This is a genomic window from Lacrimispora sinapis (genome assembly GCF_043633585.1).
GTDB classification, from domain to species: Bacteria; Bacillota; Clostridia; order Lachnospirales; family Lachnospiraceae; genus Lacrimispora; species Lacrimispora sinapis.
The window spans coordinates 638,403-653,825 of sequence record NZ_CP141832.1 but is presented as its reverse complement, the minus strand read 5'-3'; the positions used below and the strand labels follow the sequence as shown (position 1 = coordinate 653,825).

18 protein-coding genes are annotated in these 15,423 nt (G+C 44.8%); 5 read left to right on the top strand and 13 right to left on the bottom strand.

Annotation, left to right across the window (positions count from 1 at the left end; translation table 11 throughout):
• Positions 1–257: 257 nt before the first annotated feature.
• The 8 genes from VIG27_RS03000 to VIG27_RS02965 form a co-directional block, all read right to left on the bottom strand.
• Positions 258–749: a metallophosphoesterase gene (locus VIG27_RS03000; RefSeq protein ID WP_394525098.1), complete on the bottom strand. Its 492-nt coding sequence runs from the start codon at positions 747–749 to the stop codon at positions 258–260.
• A 1-nt stretch (position 750) separates the two neighbouring features.
• Positions 751–1,359, bottom strand: a complete 609-nt coding sequence (gene rdgB / locus VIG27_RS02995) for an RdgB/HAM1 family non-canonical purine NTP pyrophosphatase (protein WP_394525097.1) — start codon at positions 1,357–1,359, stop codon at positions 751–753.
• 24 nt (positions 1,360–1,383) lie between these two features.
• A complete protein-coding gene (locus VIG27_RS02990; protein ID WP_394525092.1) occupies positions 1,384–2,712 on the bottom strand; it encodes a lectin like domain-containing protein in 1,329 nt (442 codons plus the stop codon).
• Entirely contained in the window at positions 2,702–3,871 is a 1,170-nt protein-coding gene (locus VIG27_RS02985) for a class I SAM-dependent RNA methyltransferase (protein WP_394525091.1), read from the bottom strand. The genes VIG27_RS02990 and VIG27_RS02985 overlap by 11 nt, the downstream gene beginning before the upstream one ends.
• A gap of 1 nt (position 3,872) precedes the next feature.
• Positions 3,873–4,421, bottom strand: a complete 549-nt coding sequence (gene yfcE / locus VIG27_RS02980; RefSeq protein WP_394525090.1) for a phosphodiesterase — start codon at positions 4,419–4,421, stop codon at positions 3,873–3,875.
• Positions 4,422–4,492: 71 nt separating this feature from the next.
• A complete protein-coding gene (locus tag VIG27_RS02975) occupies positions 4,493–4,801 on the bottom strand; it encodes a rhodanese-like domain-containing protein (protein ID WP_394525089.1) in 309 nt (102 codons plus the stop codon).
• Positions 4,802–4,949: 148 nt separating this feature from the next.
• Positions 4,950–5,219, bottom strand: coding sequence for a hypothetical protein (locus tag VIG27_RS02970; RefSeq protein WP_394525087.1), 270 nt, complete (start codon positions 5,217–5,219; stop codon positions 4,950–4,952).
• A gap of 413 nt (positions 5,220–5,632) precedes the next feature.
• Positions 5,633–6,130 carry an Rrf2 family transcriptional regulator gene (locus VIG27_RS02965; RefSeq protein ID WP_394525086.1) on the bottom strand — a complete coding sequence of 166 codons (498 nt, stop codon included), beginning with the start codon at positions 6,128–6,130 and terminating at the stop codon, positions 5,633–5,635.
• Between the two features lie 179 nt (positions 6,131–6,309).
• Here VIG27_RS02965 and VIG27_RS02960 point away from each other — a divergent pair, with 179 nt between their 5' ends.
• The gene (locus VIG27_RS02960) at positions 6,310–6,681 is read left to right on the top strand and encodes a pyridoxamine 5'-phosphate oxidase family protein (protein ID WP_394525084.1); all 372 of its coding nucleotides are present in this window, start codon (positions 6,310–6,312) and stop codon (positions 6,679–6,681) included.
• A gap of 119 nt (positions 6,682–6,800) precedes the next feature.
• On the opposite strand, the gene VIG27_RS02955 is transcribed toward VIG27_RS02960, so the two are convergent.
• From VIG27_RS02955 to VIG27_RS02940, 4 genes are all read right to left on the bottom strand, one after another.
• Complete coding sequence (locus tag VIG27_RS02955; RefSeq protein ID WP_394525081.1) at positions 6,801–7,532, bottom strand: C40 family peptidase; 732 nt, start codon at positions 7,530–7,532, stop codon at positions 6,801–6,803.
• 132 nt (positions 7,533–7,664) lie between these two features.
• Positions 7,665–8,357, bottom strand: coding sequence for a C40 family peptidase (locus tag VIG27_RS02950; protein WP_394525079.1), 693 nt, complete (start codon positions 8,355–8,357; stop codon positions 7,665–7,667).
• Positions 8,358–8,553: 196 nt separating this feature from the next.
• Positions 8,554–9,015, bottom strand: a complete 462-nt coding sequence (locus VIG27_RS02945) for a DUF1700 domain-containing protein (protein ID WP_394525078.1) — start codon at positions 9,013–9,015, stop codon at positions 8,554–8,556.
• 108 nt (positions 9,016–9,123) lie between these two features.
• The gene (locus tag VIG27_RS02940; RefSeq protein ID WP_394525076.1) at positions 9,124–11,061 is read right to left on the bottom strand and encodes a fructose-1,6-bisphosphatase; all 1,938 of its coding nucleotides are present in this window, start codon (positions 11,059–11,061) and stop codon (positions 9,124–9,126) included.
• Between the two features lie 101 nt (positions 11,062–11,162).
• Here VIG27_RS02940 and VIG27_RS02935 point away from each other — a divergent pair, with 101 nt between their 5' ends.
• Both VIG27_RS02935 and VIG27_RS02930 read left to right on the top strand, forming a co-directional pair.
• Positions 11,163–11,972: an MBL fold metallo-hydrolase gene (locus VIG27_RS02935; protein ID WP_394527382.1), complete on the top strand. Its 810-nt coding sequence runs from the start codon at positions 11,163–11,165 to the stop codon at positions 11,970–11,972.
• 75 nt (positions 11,973–12,047) lie between these two features.
• Positions 12,048–12,341: a hypothetical protein gene (locus tag VIG27_RS02930; protein WP_394525073.1), complete on the top strand. Its 294-nt coding sequence runs from the start codon at positions 12,048–12,050 to the stop codon at positions 12,339–12,341.
• Between the two features lie 39 nt (positions 12,342–12,380).
• Here the strand turns inward: VIG27_RS02930 and VIG27_RS02925 are convergent, their stop codons facing one another.
• Positions 12,381–13,568 carry an iron-containing alcohol dehydrogenase gene (locus VIG27_RS02925; protein WP_394525070.1) on the bottom strand — a complete coding sequence of 396 codons (1,188 nt, stop codon included), beginning with the start codon at positions 13,566–13,568 and terminating at the stop codon, positions 12,381–12,383.
• Between the two features lie 216 nt (positions 13,569–13,784).
• Between VIG27_RS02925 and VIG27_RS02920 the strand changes: the two genes are divergently transcribed.
• Positions 13,785–15,005: a M23 family metallopeptidase gene (locus VIG27_RS02920; protein WP_394525068.1), complete on the top strand. Its 1,221-nt coding sequence runs from the start codon at positions 13,785–13,787 to the stop codon at positions 15,003–15,005.
• A 143-nt stretch (positions 15,006–15,148) separates the two neighbouring features.
• Positions 15,149–15,376 carry a transposase gene (locus tag VIG27_RS02915; RefSeq protein ID WP_394525067.1) on the top strand — a complete coding sequence of 76 codons (228 nt, stop codon included), beginning with the start codon at positions 15,149–15,151 and terminating at the stop codon, positions 15,374–15,376.
• Positions 15,377–15,423: the final 47 nt, after the last annotated feature.

Genomic DNA, 15,423 nt, shown 5'->3' with positions numbered 1-15,423 from the left:
CGGGAAAAGAGCCAACAGGGGGACATGCCGGCGCCGGTTTGCAGGCAGGTTAGAGTTTCTTAGGTTGGAAGGGTACAAAAAATGCGGGTTGGGATTGGCTTCAAAGCCAATTCCCAAAGGAAACCCTGAGTGCGAATTTCCTTCAGAAATTCGGACGAAGTGTTTCCGATCCCGCATTTTTTGCACCCTTCCGGCCTTAGAAACCCTCCTGCCGAAACCCCGGCGAAGGCAGGTCCCCCTGTTGGCTCTTTTCCCTCTCATCCCCCGCAAAAATTAAGCATAAACCTCCCTTCCCCCTCATCATCAATCTCCATAATCATATAGGAAGGCTTTCTCCCCTCCTGCCGCGGATAAGACAAACTCCCCGGATTCAAGATAATGACCCCATTATGTACCTCATAAAAGGGCCTGTGGGTATGACCGTACATAACGATATCCAGATTCCGTTCCCTTGCCTCCAGTTCCAGCCGTTCCACACCAAGAGAAACATTATAATAATGTCCATGCGTAAGCAATACCCGGTATTTTCCGATGTTTATTTCCTTCTCCCGGTCCAGGTCCGAGAAAAAATCATTATTTCCAAGCACCATATGAACCTGACAGTCCTCCCCGGCCCAGCCGGCGATCTTATCTTCACTGCCCTCCACATCTCCCAGATGGATCAGCATATCAAAGGGCCCTTCCTCTTTCATGATTTTATAAAGATTCTCGTCCTTGCGATGGGTATCACTGACAATCAGTACTCTCATCCTATTTCCTCCCGTAAAAATCCATAAGCTTCCATTTCATGGCTTCCAATGCCTTTCCACGGTGGCTGATTTTATTTTTCTGTTCCATGGTAAGCTCTGCAGCAGTCATAGAAAATTCCGGAACATAAAAAATAGGATCATAGCCAAATCCATCTCCCCCAGCCGGACTGTCTGCCAAAAATCCTTCCATGGTCTCCTCCGTATGAAGAACGGTTCCATCCGGAAGAACTGCCGCTATATTACAGACAAACCGGGCGCTGCGTTCTGCTCCGGCTGCCCTGGCTGCACGGTTTAAAATATTCTGGTTTTTAATTTCGTAAGAGGTATCCTCCCCCATGTATCTGGCGGAGTATATCCCCGGTTCCCCGTTTAAGCAGTCCACCACCAGACCGGAATCATCTGCAAGTACGATTCCCCCGGTTTCCTTCCACACGGCTTTGGCCTTTATCTCTGCGTTTTCCCCAAAGGTAGATCCATCTTCCACAATATGGGGGTTGGCTCCTGCCTCTTTCATGGACAGGACCTTCCTTCCCAGATCCTTTAAAATTTCCCGGACTTCCCGCATTTTCCCCTCGTTGCCGGTTGCAAAAACAATTATCCCCTCGTTCATTTGTTCTCTCCTTTATTCCCAATTCTATCGGTCTTTCGTATACGCTTTCAGGCATAGATTGCAGTTTTGTTTCTCCTCCACGCTCTCCCAGTTTCCCCCGTCTGCACTGATATACCCTTCCCCATCGGAAAGGTCTGCAAAGGTACGTCCATCTCCCGCATCGTATTCAATTGCTGCCGGGTGGACCGTATCCGGGGTGGTGATCTTTACAACAACTGCAAAACGCTCCCCTTTTTTCAGTTCCACCGCTTTCCCGGCTCCTTCGGGCAGGGCCACCGTATAAAATCCGGCATTTTGAAAGCTGCCCTCTGCCAAACGTATTCTCCGGTCAAAATCCCCGCCATTAATGATTGCCTCCCGGTCTTTTGCAGCAGGCACCGCATAAATCTCATAGGTTGTCCGGGAAGCCGTAGCATAAAAGCCCACTGCCGATAACGTTTCATTGTTCTCTGCCTCATAAACATTGGACATCCACACCGTATCCTCCCCGTATCCAAGCTGGCCCACCCAGCCTCTTAGGTCGGACTGATAAATGTGATCGTAATTATTCGGCTCCTCCGCCGCAGCATAAACCAGATTATTCATTCCGATATTGGAATCATAGTAAGATACATAATAATATCCCTGATCCCCAAAGCCCTTTCCCCAGCTGTTTAAACAGATAAATGCTCCGTCTCCGTTCACATCTTCATGAAAATTTTCCTTTGGGTAGGCATCATCCCAGCCAATGATCACAGAATCGTGGTTGGGAGGCTGAGAACCGATATAGCAATAAGCATAAGCCTCCTCATTATAAGAGGAAGACCGGCTGTTTTCGTCGGTCATCGAGGTATAGAGAGAGCTTTGAACCCCGCCATACTGAAGGACAGCCCGCTTGATTTTTTCATAGTCTTTTCCGGGAATCAACTGGACCTCCTGGACGTGCTTTACGGCTTTTAATCCCACCGGGGATATTCCGTCTCCGTAGGGATCATCCGATTCCAGCACAGGCCCTTTCCAGGAAAGGAGGTAAGCCAGTGACATGGTAAATTCTCCCCCTTCTTCCTGGGGAATACTGAAACCATTGCCAAGTGACATATGATCCTCAGAAAAATCATAGGATTCTTCTGGTAAGAGACTGGCTTCCAGGGCCTGAAGAGAGGCAAATGCCCAACAGGTACCAAGGGTCCCCTGATTTTTCACCGGCGGAACTCTTCCCTCTTTTCTTCCATCGTAGAATACCGGAAGAACACCGGTCTCCTGGGAAGGCTTCACTTCTTTGCCGGAAGAATCAGGGATTGGCTGTGCAGACCGGCAGCCCGTTAAAAGAAAGACCGTAAAAAACAAAAAGGCAATCCATTTTTTATTTTTCAAATGAATCTCCTGGTTTTCTTTTTGGTGGCTTTGGCCCCATAAACTGATAAAAATAAGTTTTCATCATACCGTTATAGATCTTCCGGTTTTTATCCGCTTTTCTGCCGATGTATTTTTCTGCATCCTCATAAGCCGTTATCATATACAAGGACCATGCATCCAGCGCTTTATAGCGTTCTCCGATCTGGCGGTACAGCTCCGGTAAGTCTTTCTTTTCCTCCAAACGCTCTCCATAAGGAGGATTGGTTATGAGAAAGCCGTATTTTTTCGGATGGCTCAATGCACTGACCGGTCTTTGCTGAAAATGGATCATATGGTCCACTCCAGCCGCTTCCGCATTGGACTTGGCTGCTTTTATAATCTCCGGGTCTATGTCATATCCCTGGATATCCACTTTCCCCTCTTGGTCCACAAGATCGTTGGCCTCATCCATGGCATCGTACCAGCATTTCCTGGGAATTAAATTCTTCCAGTCTTCGGACAGAAAGGAACGGTTCATACCCGGTGCCATATTGGCCGCCATCATGGCTGCCTCAATGACAAAAGTACCGCTTCCGCAGAACGGATCCACTAAAATACGGTCCTTATTCCATGGAGTCAGCATAATAAGGGCCGCTGCCAGGGTTTCCGTAATGGGAGCTTTGCTGGTCAAGGTACGGTACCCCCTTTTGTGCAGAGAATCCCCGGATGTATCAATTCCAACCGTCACCTGATCTTTATAAAGGAATACACGAAGCGGATAACTGCTCCCCTTTTCCTCAAACCATTCCACGCCATAGGCTTTCTTCATCCGTTCCACCATAGCTTTTTTCATAATGGACTGGATATCCGAAGGGCTGAAGAGCTTGCTTTTTATGGAAGAAGCCTTGGCAACCCAGAACTTTCCGTCCTGGGGAATATAATCCTCCCATGCAATGGCCTTGGTTTTCTGAAAAAGTTCTTCAAAAGACTCTGCCTGAAAGCTTCCTACCTTTAAAAGAACACGTTCAGCTGTGCGAAGAAATACATTGGCACGGCAAATCGCTTCATCATCTCCAAGAAAGGTCACTCTTCCATCCTCTACCGCAGTAATATCATATCCTAAATCCGTTATCTCTCTTTTTAATACCGCTTCCATACCAAAATGGCAGGGGGCGATCAGTTCAAATGTTTTTTTCACCTTATTCTCCTAAGTTCATTTCTTTTTGCACATTTCCCTCAAAATCCAGAATGCGGAAGGTCTGATTCTCCAATGTGGCATAGGTAGGCGGATTACCGCCCTTTGGAATGGAAACAGAACCGGGATTTAAAATGGTGATATCTCCCTCACTGTCCGCAGTCAGGATATGAGTATGGCCATGAAGCAGTATATCTCCTTTTTTTACCGGCGGCAGATGATCCTTATTAAAAATATGGCCGTGAGTCGCATAGACCGTAAGACCATTGATCACAAACAGGGCATAATCTGCAAGTACCGGAAATTCCAGCACCATCTGGTCCACTTCTGTATCACAGTTTCCACGAACACAATAAATCTGGTCCTTATATCCATTTAACATGGAAATAACTGCTTTGGGGTCATATTCTTTGGGAAGATCATTTCTCGGACCATGATAAAGAATATCTCCCAATAAAAGCAGCCTGTCTGCGCCAGATTTTTTATATTCATCTAACAGAAGCCTGCAATAAAAAGCAGAGCCATGGATGTCAGAAGCAATCATATATTTCATAAGCTATTTCTCCTTCTGTATATAATAGATATATTTTAAAGCCAGGGAGGTGTTTCTGTCAATGAATTTACCTATCCCCAAACCATATATTTTCCCCTGTAATATGCGATTCCATTGGCAATATTCAACACCTGGTATCCATAAGGCTCTAATTTCCTGCAGACCATCATGCTTTGTCCGCCCCTTGCACAGTAAAAAATGAGAAGTTTATCCTTTTGAAGGGAGTTGATCCAGCTGTCCATCTCTTCATACGGAAGATTTACAGCTCCTTTAATATGGGATTTCCGGTAGGACTGTCTATTTCGGAGATCTATGATCATGATATTATCATTATAATCAATATAATTATCAATTTCCCAAATCGGGATCGTCTGGAACATATTTTCACCTGTCCTTTCTAGTAATAATATATTCCATTTTTTCCAGATTGCGAAACTTCACATGGACGCGGTGGTTGGATACAAAAAACGCGGGAAAGGACCGGCAGTCTCTTTCCCACGCTTTTTTACTTCTGTTCTTTTATAAAATTTAGTTTGTTTTGTTGCGGCTGGAGTCACGGCTTGAATCGCGGCTGGAGTCACGGCTTGAATTACGGCTGTTATCCTGGCTCTTGTTCTGGCTGTAATTCTGGCTGTTGTTCTGGTTGTTGTTCTGGCTGTAATTCTGGCTGTTGTTCTGGCTGTTGTTCTGGTTGTTGTTCTGGTTGTTGTTCTGGTTGTTGTTCTGGTTCATGTCACGGAAATTTCTGGAAGAGTTATCCATATCATTGTAGTTATCGTTGTAGCTGTTTCTGGACATAATTAATACCTCCTGTTGATGTTTTTTGTTACATGGACTAGTATGGCAAAATCCGAATAGATTATACGAATATTTTAATTTAAAAATTTGGAAAAAAACCAGATCTACCATTTATTTTTCCTTTATCAACAGGTTATGTCCTCATTCACAGCTCCATACTTATTTTGATAGGGAAAGCCCCTTATGGATTAAAAATAATAATAATCTTGAATCATAACAAATCCTTAATAAAAAATAACTTTGCTTTTTTTCAAGGCTATATTATAATTAATGTGAGGAGTTCACTTTCCTCAGCCTTATTAATTATTTATACTCCCCTCGGAAAAAGCCGGATAGCTCCCCTATCCGGCTTTTTCCCTTCTTGCTCGACCCTGATTATTCTTCTGCTTTTACCGTCATTTCTTCTTGGTTCCTCATTCTTTTCTAAACCACAGATCAATGGCTTCTGTCGCTTCCTTCGATAAAATATTCGTATATACCTGATGATGCAGCCAGGCCAATGTTTTCTGCTCCAGATATTTCTTCATTTCATTTTCCGCCTGGTCCATTACTACCTTTATAAGACAAGGACATTTGGGGGGAGAATCGGATAACCTGTCTTTCTCGTGTAACATCGTATTCTGCCGGATCTCTGCACACTGAAAAAATGCTTCCTTTCCTTCTACCGCTTCCACAACGTCCCAAAACGTAATGTCTTCAGGCTCACGGGCCAAAGCATATCCGCCCTTGACTCCCGGCACAGACTTAATAAGCCCGGATTTCCCAAGCTTTGCATAGACCTTTGATAAATAGCTTTCCGAAATGCCCTGAAACGCCGCCAGGTCTCTGATGCCAACAGATTTTCCTTTTTCTATGTTTATCATATAGAGCAGACAGTGCAATGCATATTCGACTCCAATTGAAAATTTCATTGATTCCTTCTCCTTTCACCCAGATATGTCTCTATCATAATGGATGGCAGGGCTGAATACAAGACAAAAATTATCTGCAATTATGGAAAAAAGCATTGACATGGAATTCAAATGAGAGTATTATAATTAAAGACAATATTAATCGACGATATATCAAGTCGCCAAATAGGAGGTAACTGATGTTTCCAGAAAAATTTTTAGAGGTATTAAAGTATGAAGGTGTGGTATCCATTGTAAGCTGTGCGGATAATGAAGCACATGTAGTCAATACATGGAACCATTATTTAGAAATAACAGAGGACAATAAAATCTTAATCCCTTCGGCTTCCATGATAAAAACCGAAAAAAATGTAAAATCAAATCCAAAGGTAAAGCTGACTCTGGGAAGCAAAGAAGTTATGGGATATAGAAGCATGGGAACCGGATTTTTATTGGAAGGAACTGCAGAGTTTTTAAAAGAAGGGGAACATTATGAGATGATGAAGAAAAAACGTCCGTTTTTGACCAGAGTATTGGAAGTGACCGTTGACTCCTGCAAACAGACGCTGTAAGTCAGAAGTATCCCAGGTTTAGATAAATCAATCCTGCCTTTTCCGAAATTACAAAGGACCTTCAGCAATCCCTGCCGAAGGTCCTTACCCTATTCAAAATCCTGTTATCCGCTTTATCATTAGTCGCCTAAAATATTGACGATTTTCACAGGTGTCCGATAATTCCATGGGGAAGTCTTGATACCTGTTCTGTATGTAGAAGAATGAACCACCTGGCCGTTGCCGATGTACATGGCAACGTGGTTGATGGACCTGCCATTGCCATAGAAAATCAAATCGCCGGGGCGCATCTGATCTGCACTGATGGCTCTGCCCTGGGCAGCTTGTCCGCCAGAGGAACGGCTGATGGTAATCCCTGCCGCGTGCTTCATAATATATCTTGTAAATCCGGAGCAATCCACTCCGGTGTGAGGATCAGTTCCGCCATATGCATAACGTCCGCCTACAAACTGCAATCCAAAATTTGCAATACTCTGTCTGAAATCAACGGTTTCTTCCACCTTCTTCTGATCTTTCAGAGCCGCTAATGTCTCTTCATCGGTCTCAGTCACGGTCGCATTGCCTTTGACCGGCAAATAGCCGTATGTATCATTTACCTTCACTTTAACGAATCCGTCGCCCATGTCTTCCAGAACTTCAAAGGAAGACCCCTTGGATGCGGTCATCAAAGCTTCGTTTCCATCTTCATCTTTACTGATTGTTACTTTATCTGAATGAACTGTGACTAAATAGCTGCCATAACTGAGTCCTGGTCCTGAAATCTCATCTGCTTTTACATCTGAAGGTCCTGCAAGTACGATTGCGCTGCAAAAAGCCATAAGGCCTAACGTTTTCCATGTTTTTTTCATCATCGGGAAATCTGCTCCTCTTTTTACTTTTTGGTTTTCAAATGTTACATAATTATTAAATTCATTACGGTAATTATACATTTATTTTATCTTTTCGTCAAGTATTATTTAAAACTGCACCAAATTCGTTGTTTTTCAATTTAAAACGCTGACAAATTTTACAGGCTTGCGGTACATGACGTTTGTTACGATAATACCTGTCTTTTCTGTAGAAGCGTGAACAACTTTTCCGTCTCCCATATAAAGGGCCACATGGTTAATTGAACCATTTTTTCCATAAAATACCAGGTCCCCGGGGCGGGCATTCTCATAGCTTACAGGCTGTCCCTGTGCAGACTGGGTTCTGGAGCTGTGGCTGATGTTCACTCCTGCCGCTTTCCCAAGCACGTATCTGGTAAATCCTGAACAGTCGACTCCGGTATTCGGGTTCACACCGCCATAGACATAACGGCCGCCCACAAACTGCAGGGCATAATCCAGCACTTCCTGCCGCTTCAATGCGGCCTTGTCCACCTTTTCCACAGACTTTTCAATTAAGGTTGCAGAACTGCTTTTTATGTAGCCTTGTCCATCCGGAATGCGAATCTTCACCCAGCCATCCTTCGGCGGTTCCTCCACTTCATAAGTCTTTCCTTCTTCGGTTTTTAAAAGAATGGTGCCGTCTGGCTCTGCTGCGTGAAAGACAGAAACAGGTGCATCCAGCTTTGCATAAAGTGCCGTGCTGGTTTCTACTGGGATTTCCGCCGCATATGTCTTTTCCGGTGATACAAAGCCAAGTCCTGCCAATAGCCCCAAAAGCCCAAACACCTTCCACTTTTTATTCCTCATATTGATTCTCCTGTTTTACTTGATTTGTGTCCATACAGAAAAGAATTAATCAAATGTTACATAATTGTTACTTTTTGATTATATAATCATTTCTTAACATTGTCAAGTAAAAACGGCAGTTATGACGAATCACCGCCGCAACTGCCGTTACATTTCTGTAATATTTAAATGGTATTATGAATAATATTTGACAAAATTATTTCATTCCCCTTACAAACCAGACGATCAGAAGTACCAAAAGCAGAGGTCCAACAAGAGGCATCAAAAGGCTGAAAATCCCGGTAAGAATCGTGGCGGACAGAAAGAATACAAAGATAAGCACGCCAATTCCCAAAACCTTCCAGTACCACTTGTTAAAGTCGATGTAATGCATATGACGCCCAAAATCTTCCGGGTCCTCATACCCATTCTGTCTGGGGCCTGAGTAAGACTCATAATAAGCATTCCCGGAATCAGAAGCATTCTCGCTGGCCTCAATGATGGTCTTGGCAATCAGTCTCGGATCACCGATGGAAGCAATGACCTCTTCTTCAGAGCCCTTCCTCGCCTCCGTACTGATATATTCTTCATAGAACCTTATATTTTCCTCAATTACGTTTCCGGGAACTTCACCGGTTAAAGTTTCCCTTAGACGCTGTAAAAATTCCTGTTTGCTCATCTGAGCCTCCTTCAATTTAGTAAATCACTCCGACTATTGTACCATCCGGGCACGGCTTCGTAAATAAACCATCTCTGAAAAAATTATTAAATTTCAGCGGATGCCGGACTATTCTACGTTCTCCTTCAGGATTCCTTCCCGGTATGCGGCTACCAGTTCTTTCAAATCCGCAATCCGTTCTGCCAGCTCCGCCCCTTTGTCCGTATCCGCTACCATGACCCGGTGCTTTACATTTTCCACTACGGATACCCTTGGCGTGCTTTCCTCCTCCGGGTGAAAGGGCTTATGCTCGGCCAGAGCCAGATGATTGGAATTATAAATAAGGGTATAGCCGGCGATCCCTGTCTTTGGCTGGTAGGCCTTTGACAGACCTCCGTCAATGAGGAACAGTTTCCCGCCAGCCTTTACCGGGGATTCTCCTTCCTTGATTTTCACCGGCACATGACCGTTGATGATATGGGAGCCCTCCTTTGGGAGACCGAACTCTTCCAGGATCTTATCGCAGTATTCTTCTTTCACGCTGAGACGGTAATAAGGATTCATAGGTTCCGTATAAGTCTCCGGATCATCAATGAAATAATGCTCAAAGGTGGTCATCTTCCCTTTCCCATAAACCGGAGATTTGGCGCCGCACCACAAATACCACATAAAGTCTCTGGCGTCTGCGCACTCCGGGGAATCCTCCGGCATAAAATAAGCGTTTTGGACCTTCTTGTCCAGATGATCCATAAGCGCTTTTCCGCAGTAAGACTGGTTGTCTATCTGAAGTTCTTCAAAACTGCCGTCTTCCCTCATGGGAATGCAGCCGTGATAAAGAAGATTGGAATTATAGCATTTATACATGCTTCCGTGGGAATACAGGAAACGGACATGCTTATGGAGAAGCTGATTGTGAAGGAAGGAAAGCTGCAGGGCACGAAGCAGTTCTTCCTCTTCCTTCGTAAGCTTTAAAGGATCTTTGGGGTCGACCGTAGGCAGGAAGCTATCAGCCAGAGGATATTCTTTTCCTTCTACCGTTACCACACCCCGTTTATAATCAATGGACTCTAACAGGATGCGGTCATTCATTTCGTATTCGGGATGGCGTTTGATGATCTGGCCTTCTACCTTGAACTGAATGACGGCAATGGCCTTATGCATCTTGGCTGCAAGCCCCGGGTCCACCGAGTCATAAATATTTTCGTCAAGAATCTGGGGAATAAACCGTTTACAGGAATCCTTCCGGTAAACTCTGGCGGCAAACATGGATAATGGCCTTAAATTAATGCCGTAGCCGTCCTCCAGCACATCAAAGCTGTTATAGCTGATGGCGATCCGCAGCACATTGCAGATGCATGCCAGATTCCCGGTGGCCGCTCCCATCCAGGAGATGTCATGGTTTCCCCACTGGATATCCACATCATGGAACTGAAGCAGTTCGTTCATGATCATATCCGCCCTTGGACCCCGGTCAAAAATATCCCCGATGATGTGCAGACAGTCAATGGTCAGATTCTGGATCAGCTCGCACAGCGCCACAATAAATTTATCTCCCACCTCAATATCTATGATAGATCGTATGATTTCACTATAGTATACACGCTTATTATCATCATTATAATCCACATGGAGAAGTTCATCTATGACATAGGCAAATTCTGCCGGCATCTTTTTTCTGACCTTGGATCTGGTGTATTTGGAAGATACCACCTTGCAGATCTGCACCAGGCGGTAAATGGTTACTCTCTGCCACTCATCGTCTGCGGCATTGGTACACTGCAGCTGATTTAACACCTTCTCCGGATAATAGATCAAATTCGCCAGCTCCACTTCCTCTTTTTCAGGCATAATGTGACTGAAGGTTTCTGTGATTTTTTCCCGGATGACACCGGAGGCACTCTTTAATAAATGAATAAAGGCTTCATGTTCTCCATGTAAATCGCTGAAAAAATACTCGGTTCCTTTTGGCAGACCCTGAATCGCCGTCAAGTTGATGATCTCGCTGGATGCGGCTTTAATGGTTGGATACTCCCTTGCCATCAGTTTCAGATATGCTAAATCTCTCATCGTACGTTCTTCCTCTCCTGATGTACTGTTGCTTTTGTACGCTTCTTATAGTACCATATTTTAGGAAAACAGAAAACCCCCGCACAAAAAAGGAGTACATGATGGAACAATTATATATTTTCGGAACGGGAAATGCAGCCGTGACCAATTGTTATAACACCTGTTTTGCTTTGAAAAAGGGCGATGAATATTTTATGACTGATGCCGGAGGCGGCAATGGAATCCTGCACATATTAAATGAGATGAACGTGGATTTATCCCGTATCCACCACTTGTTTGTCAGCCACGAGCATACGGATCACATTCTGGGTGTGATCTGGATGGTCCGTATGATCGGAGCCGGAATGAAAGCCGGTAAATACGAAGGGGCGTTCCAGATCTACTGCCATGAGCGGCTGGTTCCTGTCATTGATACCCTTTGCCGTCTGACGCTGCAGGGCAAATTTTATGAACTGATCGGCAAACGCATTCTATTAAACTCCGTCTCCGACGGAGAGACCAGGAACATCCTTGGAACTGATGTTACCTTTTTTGATATCCATTCCACCAAGGCAGAACAATACGGTTTTGCCCTAACGCTGGAAAACGGAAAACGTCTTACCTTCTGCGGGGACGAGCCTTATAACAAAGCCTGCTCTATGTATGTGGAAAACTGCAGCTGGCTCCTCCATGAAGCCTTCTGCTTATATGAGGACAGGGAGCTGTTCAAGCCTTACGAAAAGCATCACAGCACCGTTAAGGATGCCTGCCTGCTTGCAGAGGAGATAAAGGTAGAAAACCTGGTTCTCTGGCATACGGAGGATTCCGACCTTTCCCACCGGAAAGAACGCTACCGGAAAGAGGGAACTACTTTCTATCACGGAAACCTTTTTGTTCCGGATGACGGAGAAATCATTTCTCTTGCCCTATAAGAACGCTCCTGGTGTGCCCCTCGTCCCTGATCGTGCATATGATATAACAATAGAACAGGCAAAGGAGTTTCTTATATGAGCTGCTCAGGCAACTTTACCCCTTACCGGGATGTGGATTGCAGAGACTTAGCGATTTTTCATGAAGCGACCAGAGACTTGAGGGGCACAACCTTTAAACCCTATCTGGTAGCCACTCAGGAAACCAGGGGGATTAATTTCCGTTTTATCTGCAATTCCACCTATATGACCCGTCCCCCCCAGAATGCGATCACCATGGTATCCATTCACATGCCCTTTTGCAGGGATAAAGAAAAGAGCAAAGCCAAAGCGTTCGTGACAAATATCTGCAAAATGGGCTGTTACAGATAAAAAAAGGGGGGGCAAAAGCCCCCTCTGTCTGATCCATTCCTAAAAAGCCAGTCGATAAATGTCCATCATCTCTGGTTTCCCCAGGGCCTTGATTCCAGGTAAGGTCCTGGTTCCGTGGGAGGAACATTTCTCTGCCATCGTTTCAAAGTCCTCCTCTTTAATGGAGGCATGAAGCTCTCTTAAGCTGACCGGCATGGAAAGACTCTGGAAGAATTCCTCCAAACGTTTGATTCCGTTCCATGCAGTTTTCATGGGATCTTCAAAATCCATCTCCACCTTCATCACACGAACGGCAAGCTGGGCAAACCGCATGGGGTCTTCCCCGCACACGTATCTGGCCCAGGAACAAAAGAGAGCGGAAAGTCCGGCTCCATGTGCTATGGCGGGATATAGACCGGAAAGCTCATGTTCCATCTGGTGGACCTGCATCATGTAATCTCTGCCAAGGCCGGTCAGACCATTATGGGACAGGCTTCCGGCCCACATAAGCGTAGCCCTTGCTTCATAATTCTCTGGATCTTTATCCGCCACAGCTCCAGCTTCCATGACAGAGACCAAAAGCCCTTCTGCAATGCGGTCTGTCAGAGGTGTATTCTTTGTAGAACCACCTAAATACCGCTCCAGCGTATGCATCATAATATCTACGGTCCCGCAGCCTGTCTGAAATTTGCTTACGGAAAACGTCAGTTCCGGATTCAGGATCGCAAACAAAGGCCGGTGGGTCGGGCTGTTAAACCCTCGTTTGTATCCTCCGTCTTCATTGGTAATGACACAGGATAAGCTTGTTTCACTTCCTGATGCGGACAAGGTTAAAATGTTGCCGTGAGGAAGTGCTTTTTTCGGAACTGCTTCCTTTAAGAAAAATTTCCACGGATCTATGTCCGGATTTAGGGCTCCGTCTGCGATGCATTTGGCGGAATCCAGAACGCTTCCTCCTCCCACAGCAAGAATAAATTCAATCTTTTCTTTCCTGCAAAGCTCCATACCTTCCTTTGCTAAGGATAGGGTCGGATTGGGTTTTACTCCTCCAAGCAGCACATACTCAATTCCATGTTCCTTTAAAGAAGCGGTGACTTGGTCCAGCAGACCGCTCTTTTTCACACTGCCCCCGCCAAAATGGACCAGTATCTTTTTAAACCCGTATTCTTTTACTACTGCTCCAACCTCTCTGTGAGTGCCGCGTCCGAATAACACCCTGGTAGGTACACAATACTCAAAATCATTCATGATAACCCCTCACTTTCCGGTACGGGATCGGTTCCCTTCTTCCGTACCAATTCCATACTTCAAGTATAGCATGAACCTCCTGAAATTCCAATATGAAGGCAGACTCCAGTTTTCGTCATATTCTTCACACTTTCTGCATATCTTATATGGGAAAGCCTTAAAGAGCTGCTTTCCCTTTTCACTTGTATGTCTAAAGGAATGACAAGGAGAATCTCTATGAACCCATTTAATATTAGTTTGAACCATTCTGAACTATCCAGACATCGCATGATCATTTACATAGAAGTCATCATTCTGACCTTTCTGCTGGTTTCTCTCTTCTTTATATCTCCAGGCGGAGGATTCTCATTTCCGGTGGTCAATCAGGACGGAAAAGCCAGCTCCTCAGAAGCAAAAAAATATATTAAATGGGTGGATTTTAAAGTAACCGCCAAGGCGATGCAGGAAGCGTTCCGTTATGATGTAAATACCTGTCAGTCGGAGCCTCATTTAAACTGGGTGGACTTACTGGCCTATTTGGGTGCCAAATACGGCGGAGAGTTTTCCCGTTATTCCACAAAGGATCTGGACGCATTGGCAGAACAGCTTTTATCCGGAAAGACGATGGCAGAACTGACGGAAAAAATGAAGTATTATCCTTATTATAGAGAAGCCTACGGTGCGGTTCTGGACGGCCTGGTCGGAAGCTATGAGATTCAGATCCCCTCGGAAAATGCTCCTCTTTACGCCACCCCTGCCCTTCTGCCGGACGGCTCCGTGGACCCGGATAAGGTTTGGGTCAAGAAATACGGGTTAAAGGGCTATTCCCCGATTGCAAAGGGATTTCCCTACAATGATTTTGATGATTTCGGCGTTGCCCGGTCCTACGGCTACAAACGGCAGCATCTTGGGCATGATATGATGGGGCAGGTGGGAACTCCAATCATCGCAGTGGAAAGCGGATACGTGGAGGCCATTGGCTGGAACCAGTACGGCGGCTGGCGGCTGGGAATCCGGAGCTTTGATGGAAAACGGTATTATTATTACGCACATTTGAGGAAAAATTACCCTTATCATAAATCTTTAAAACAGGGCAGCATCGTCACCGCCGGAGATGTCATCGGTTATCTGGGCCGGACCGGTTACAGCCGGACGGAAAATACCAATAACATCAACCAGTCTCACCTCCATTTTGGACTTCAGCTTATTTTTGACGAGTCTCAGAAAGAAGGAAACAATGAAATCTGGATCAGCTGCTATGAGCTGACAAAATTCCTTTCCATGAACCGTTCGGAAACGCTGAAAAACCAGGAAACAAAAGAATACGACCGGATCTATGATATGAGAGATTTCGGTATCCCGGAGAACTTTGTTCCGCCCAAACCTGTACCGGAGGAAACGGAAGCCGCTATAGTCAATACCACCGGCTTAGGCCAACATTATAAATTTAATCATTAAAAATTAGTTTTATCAGACCATTTATGGTTCAAATGAATATTAGACTGTTAAAATCCTATTTATTAGGGTGTGTCTGAAAACTAAAAGTTCCATAAAACCAAGTTTTAGCTAAAATATAAAAAAATAACTTGAAGTTAATTATTATGGCGCAAAAACGATATGAAGTATCAGATGAACAGTGGAATCGAATAAAGGATTTATTTCCAATTGATAAGACCGGAAGCCCCCCTATTGATCGCCGTCTTATGTTCAATGCAATTTTGTGGATTGCCAGAAACGGAACTACATGGCAAGACGTAACAAAACGATTTGGTTCATGGAAAACTGTATACAGTCGTTTTTTTAGCGGCGCGATAACGGTGTTCTATTAACCATTTTCCAGCATCTCAACTCAGAGGAAGATTATGAAAATTTAAGT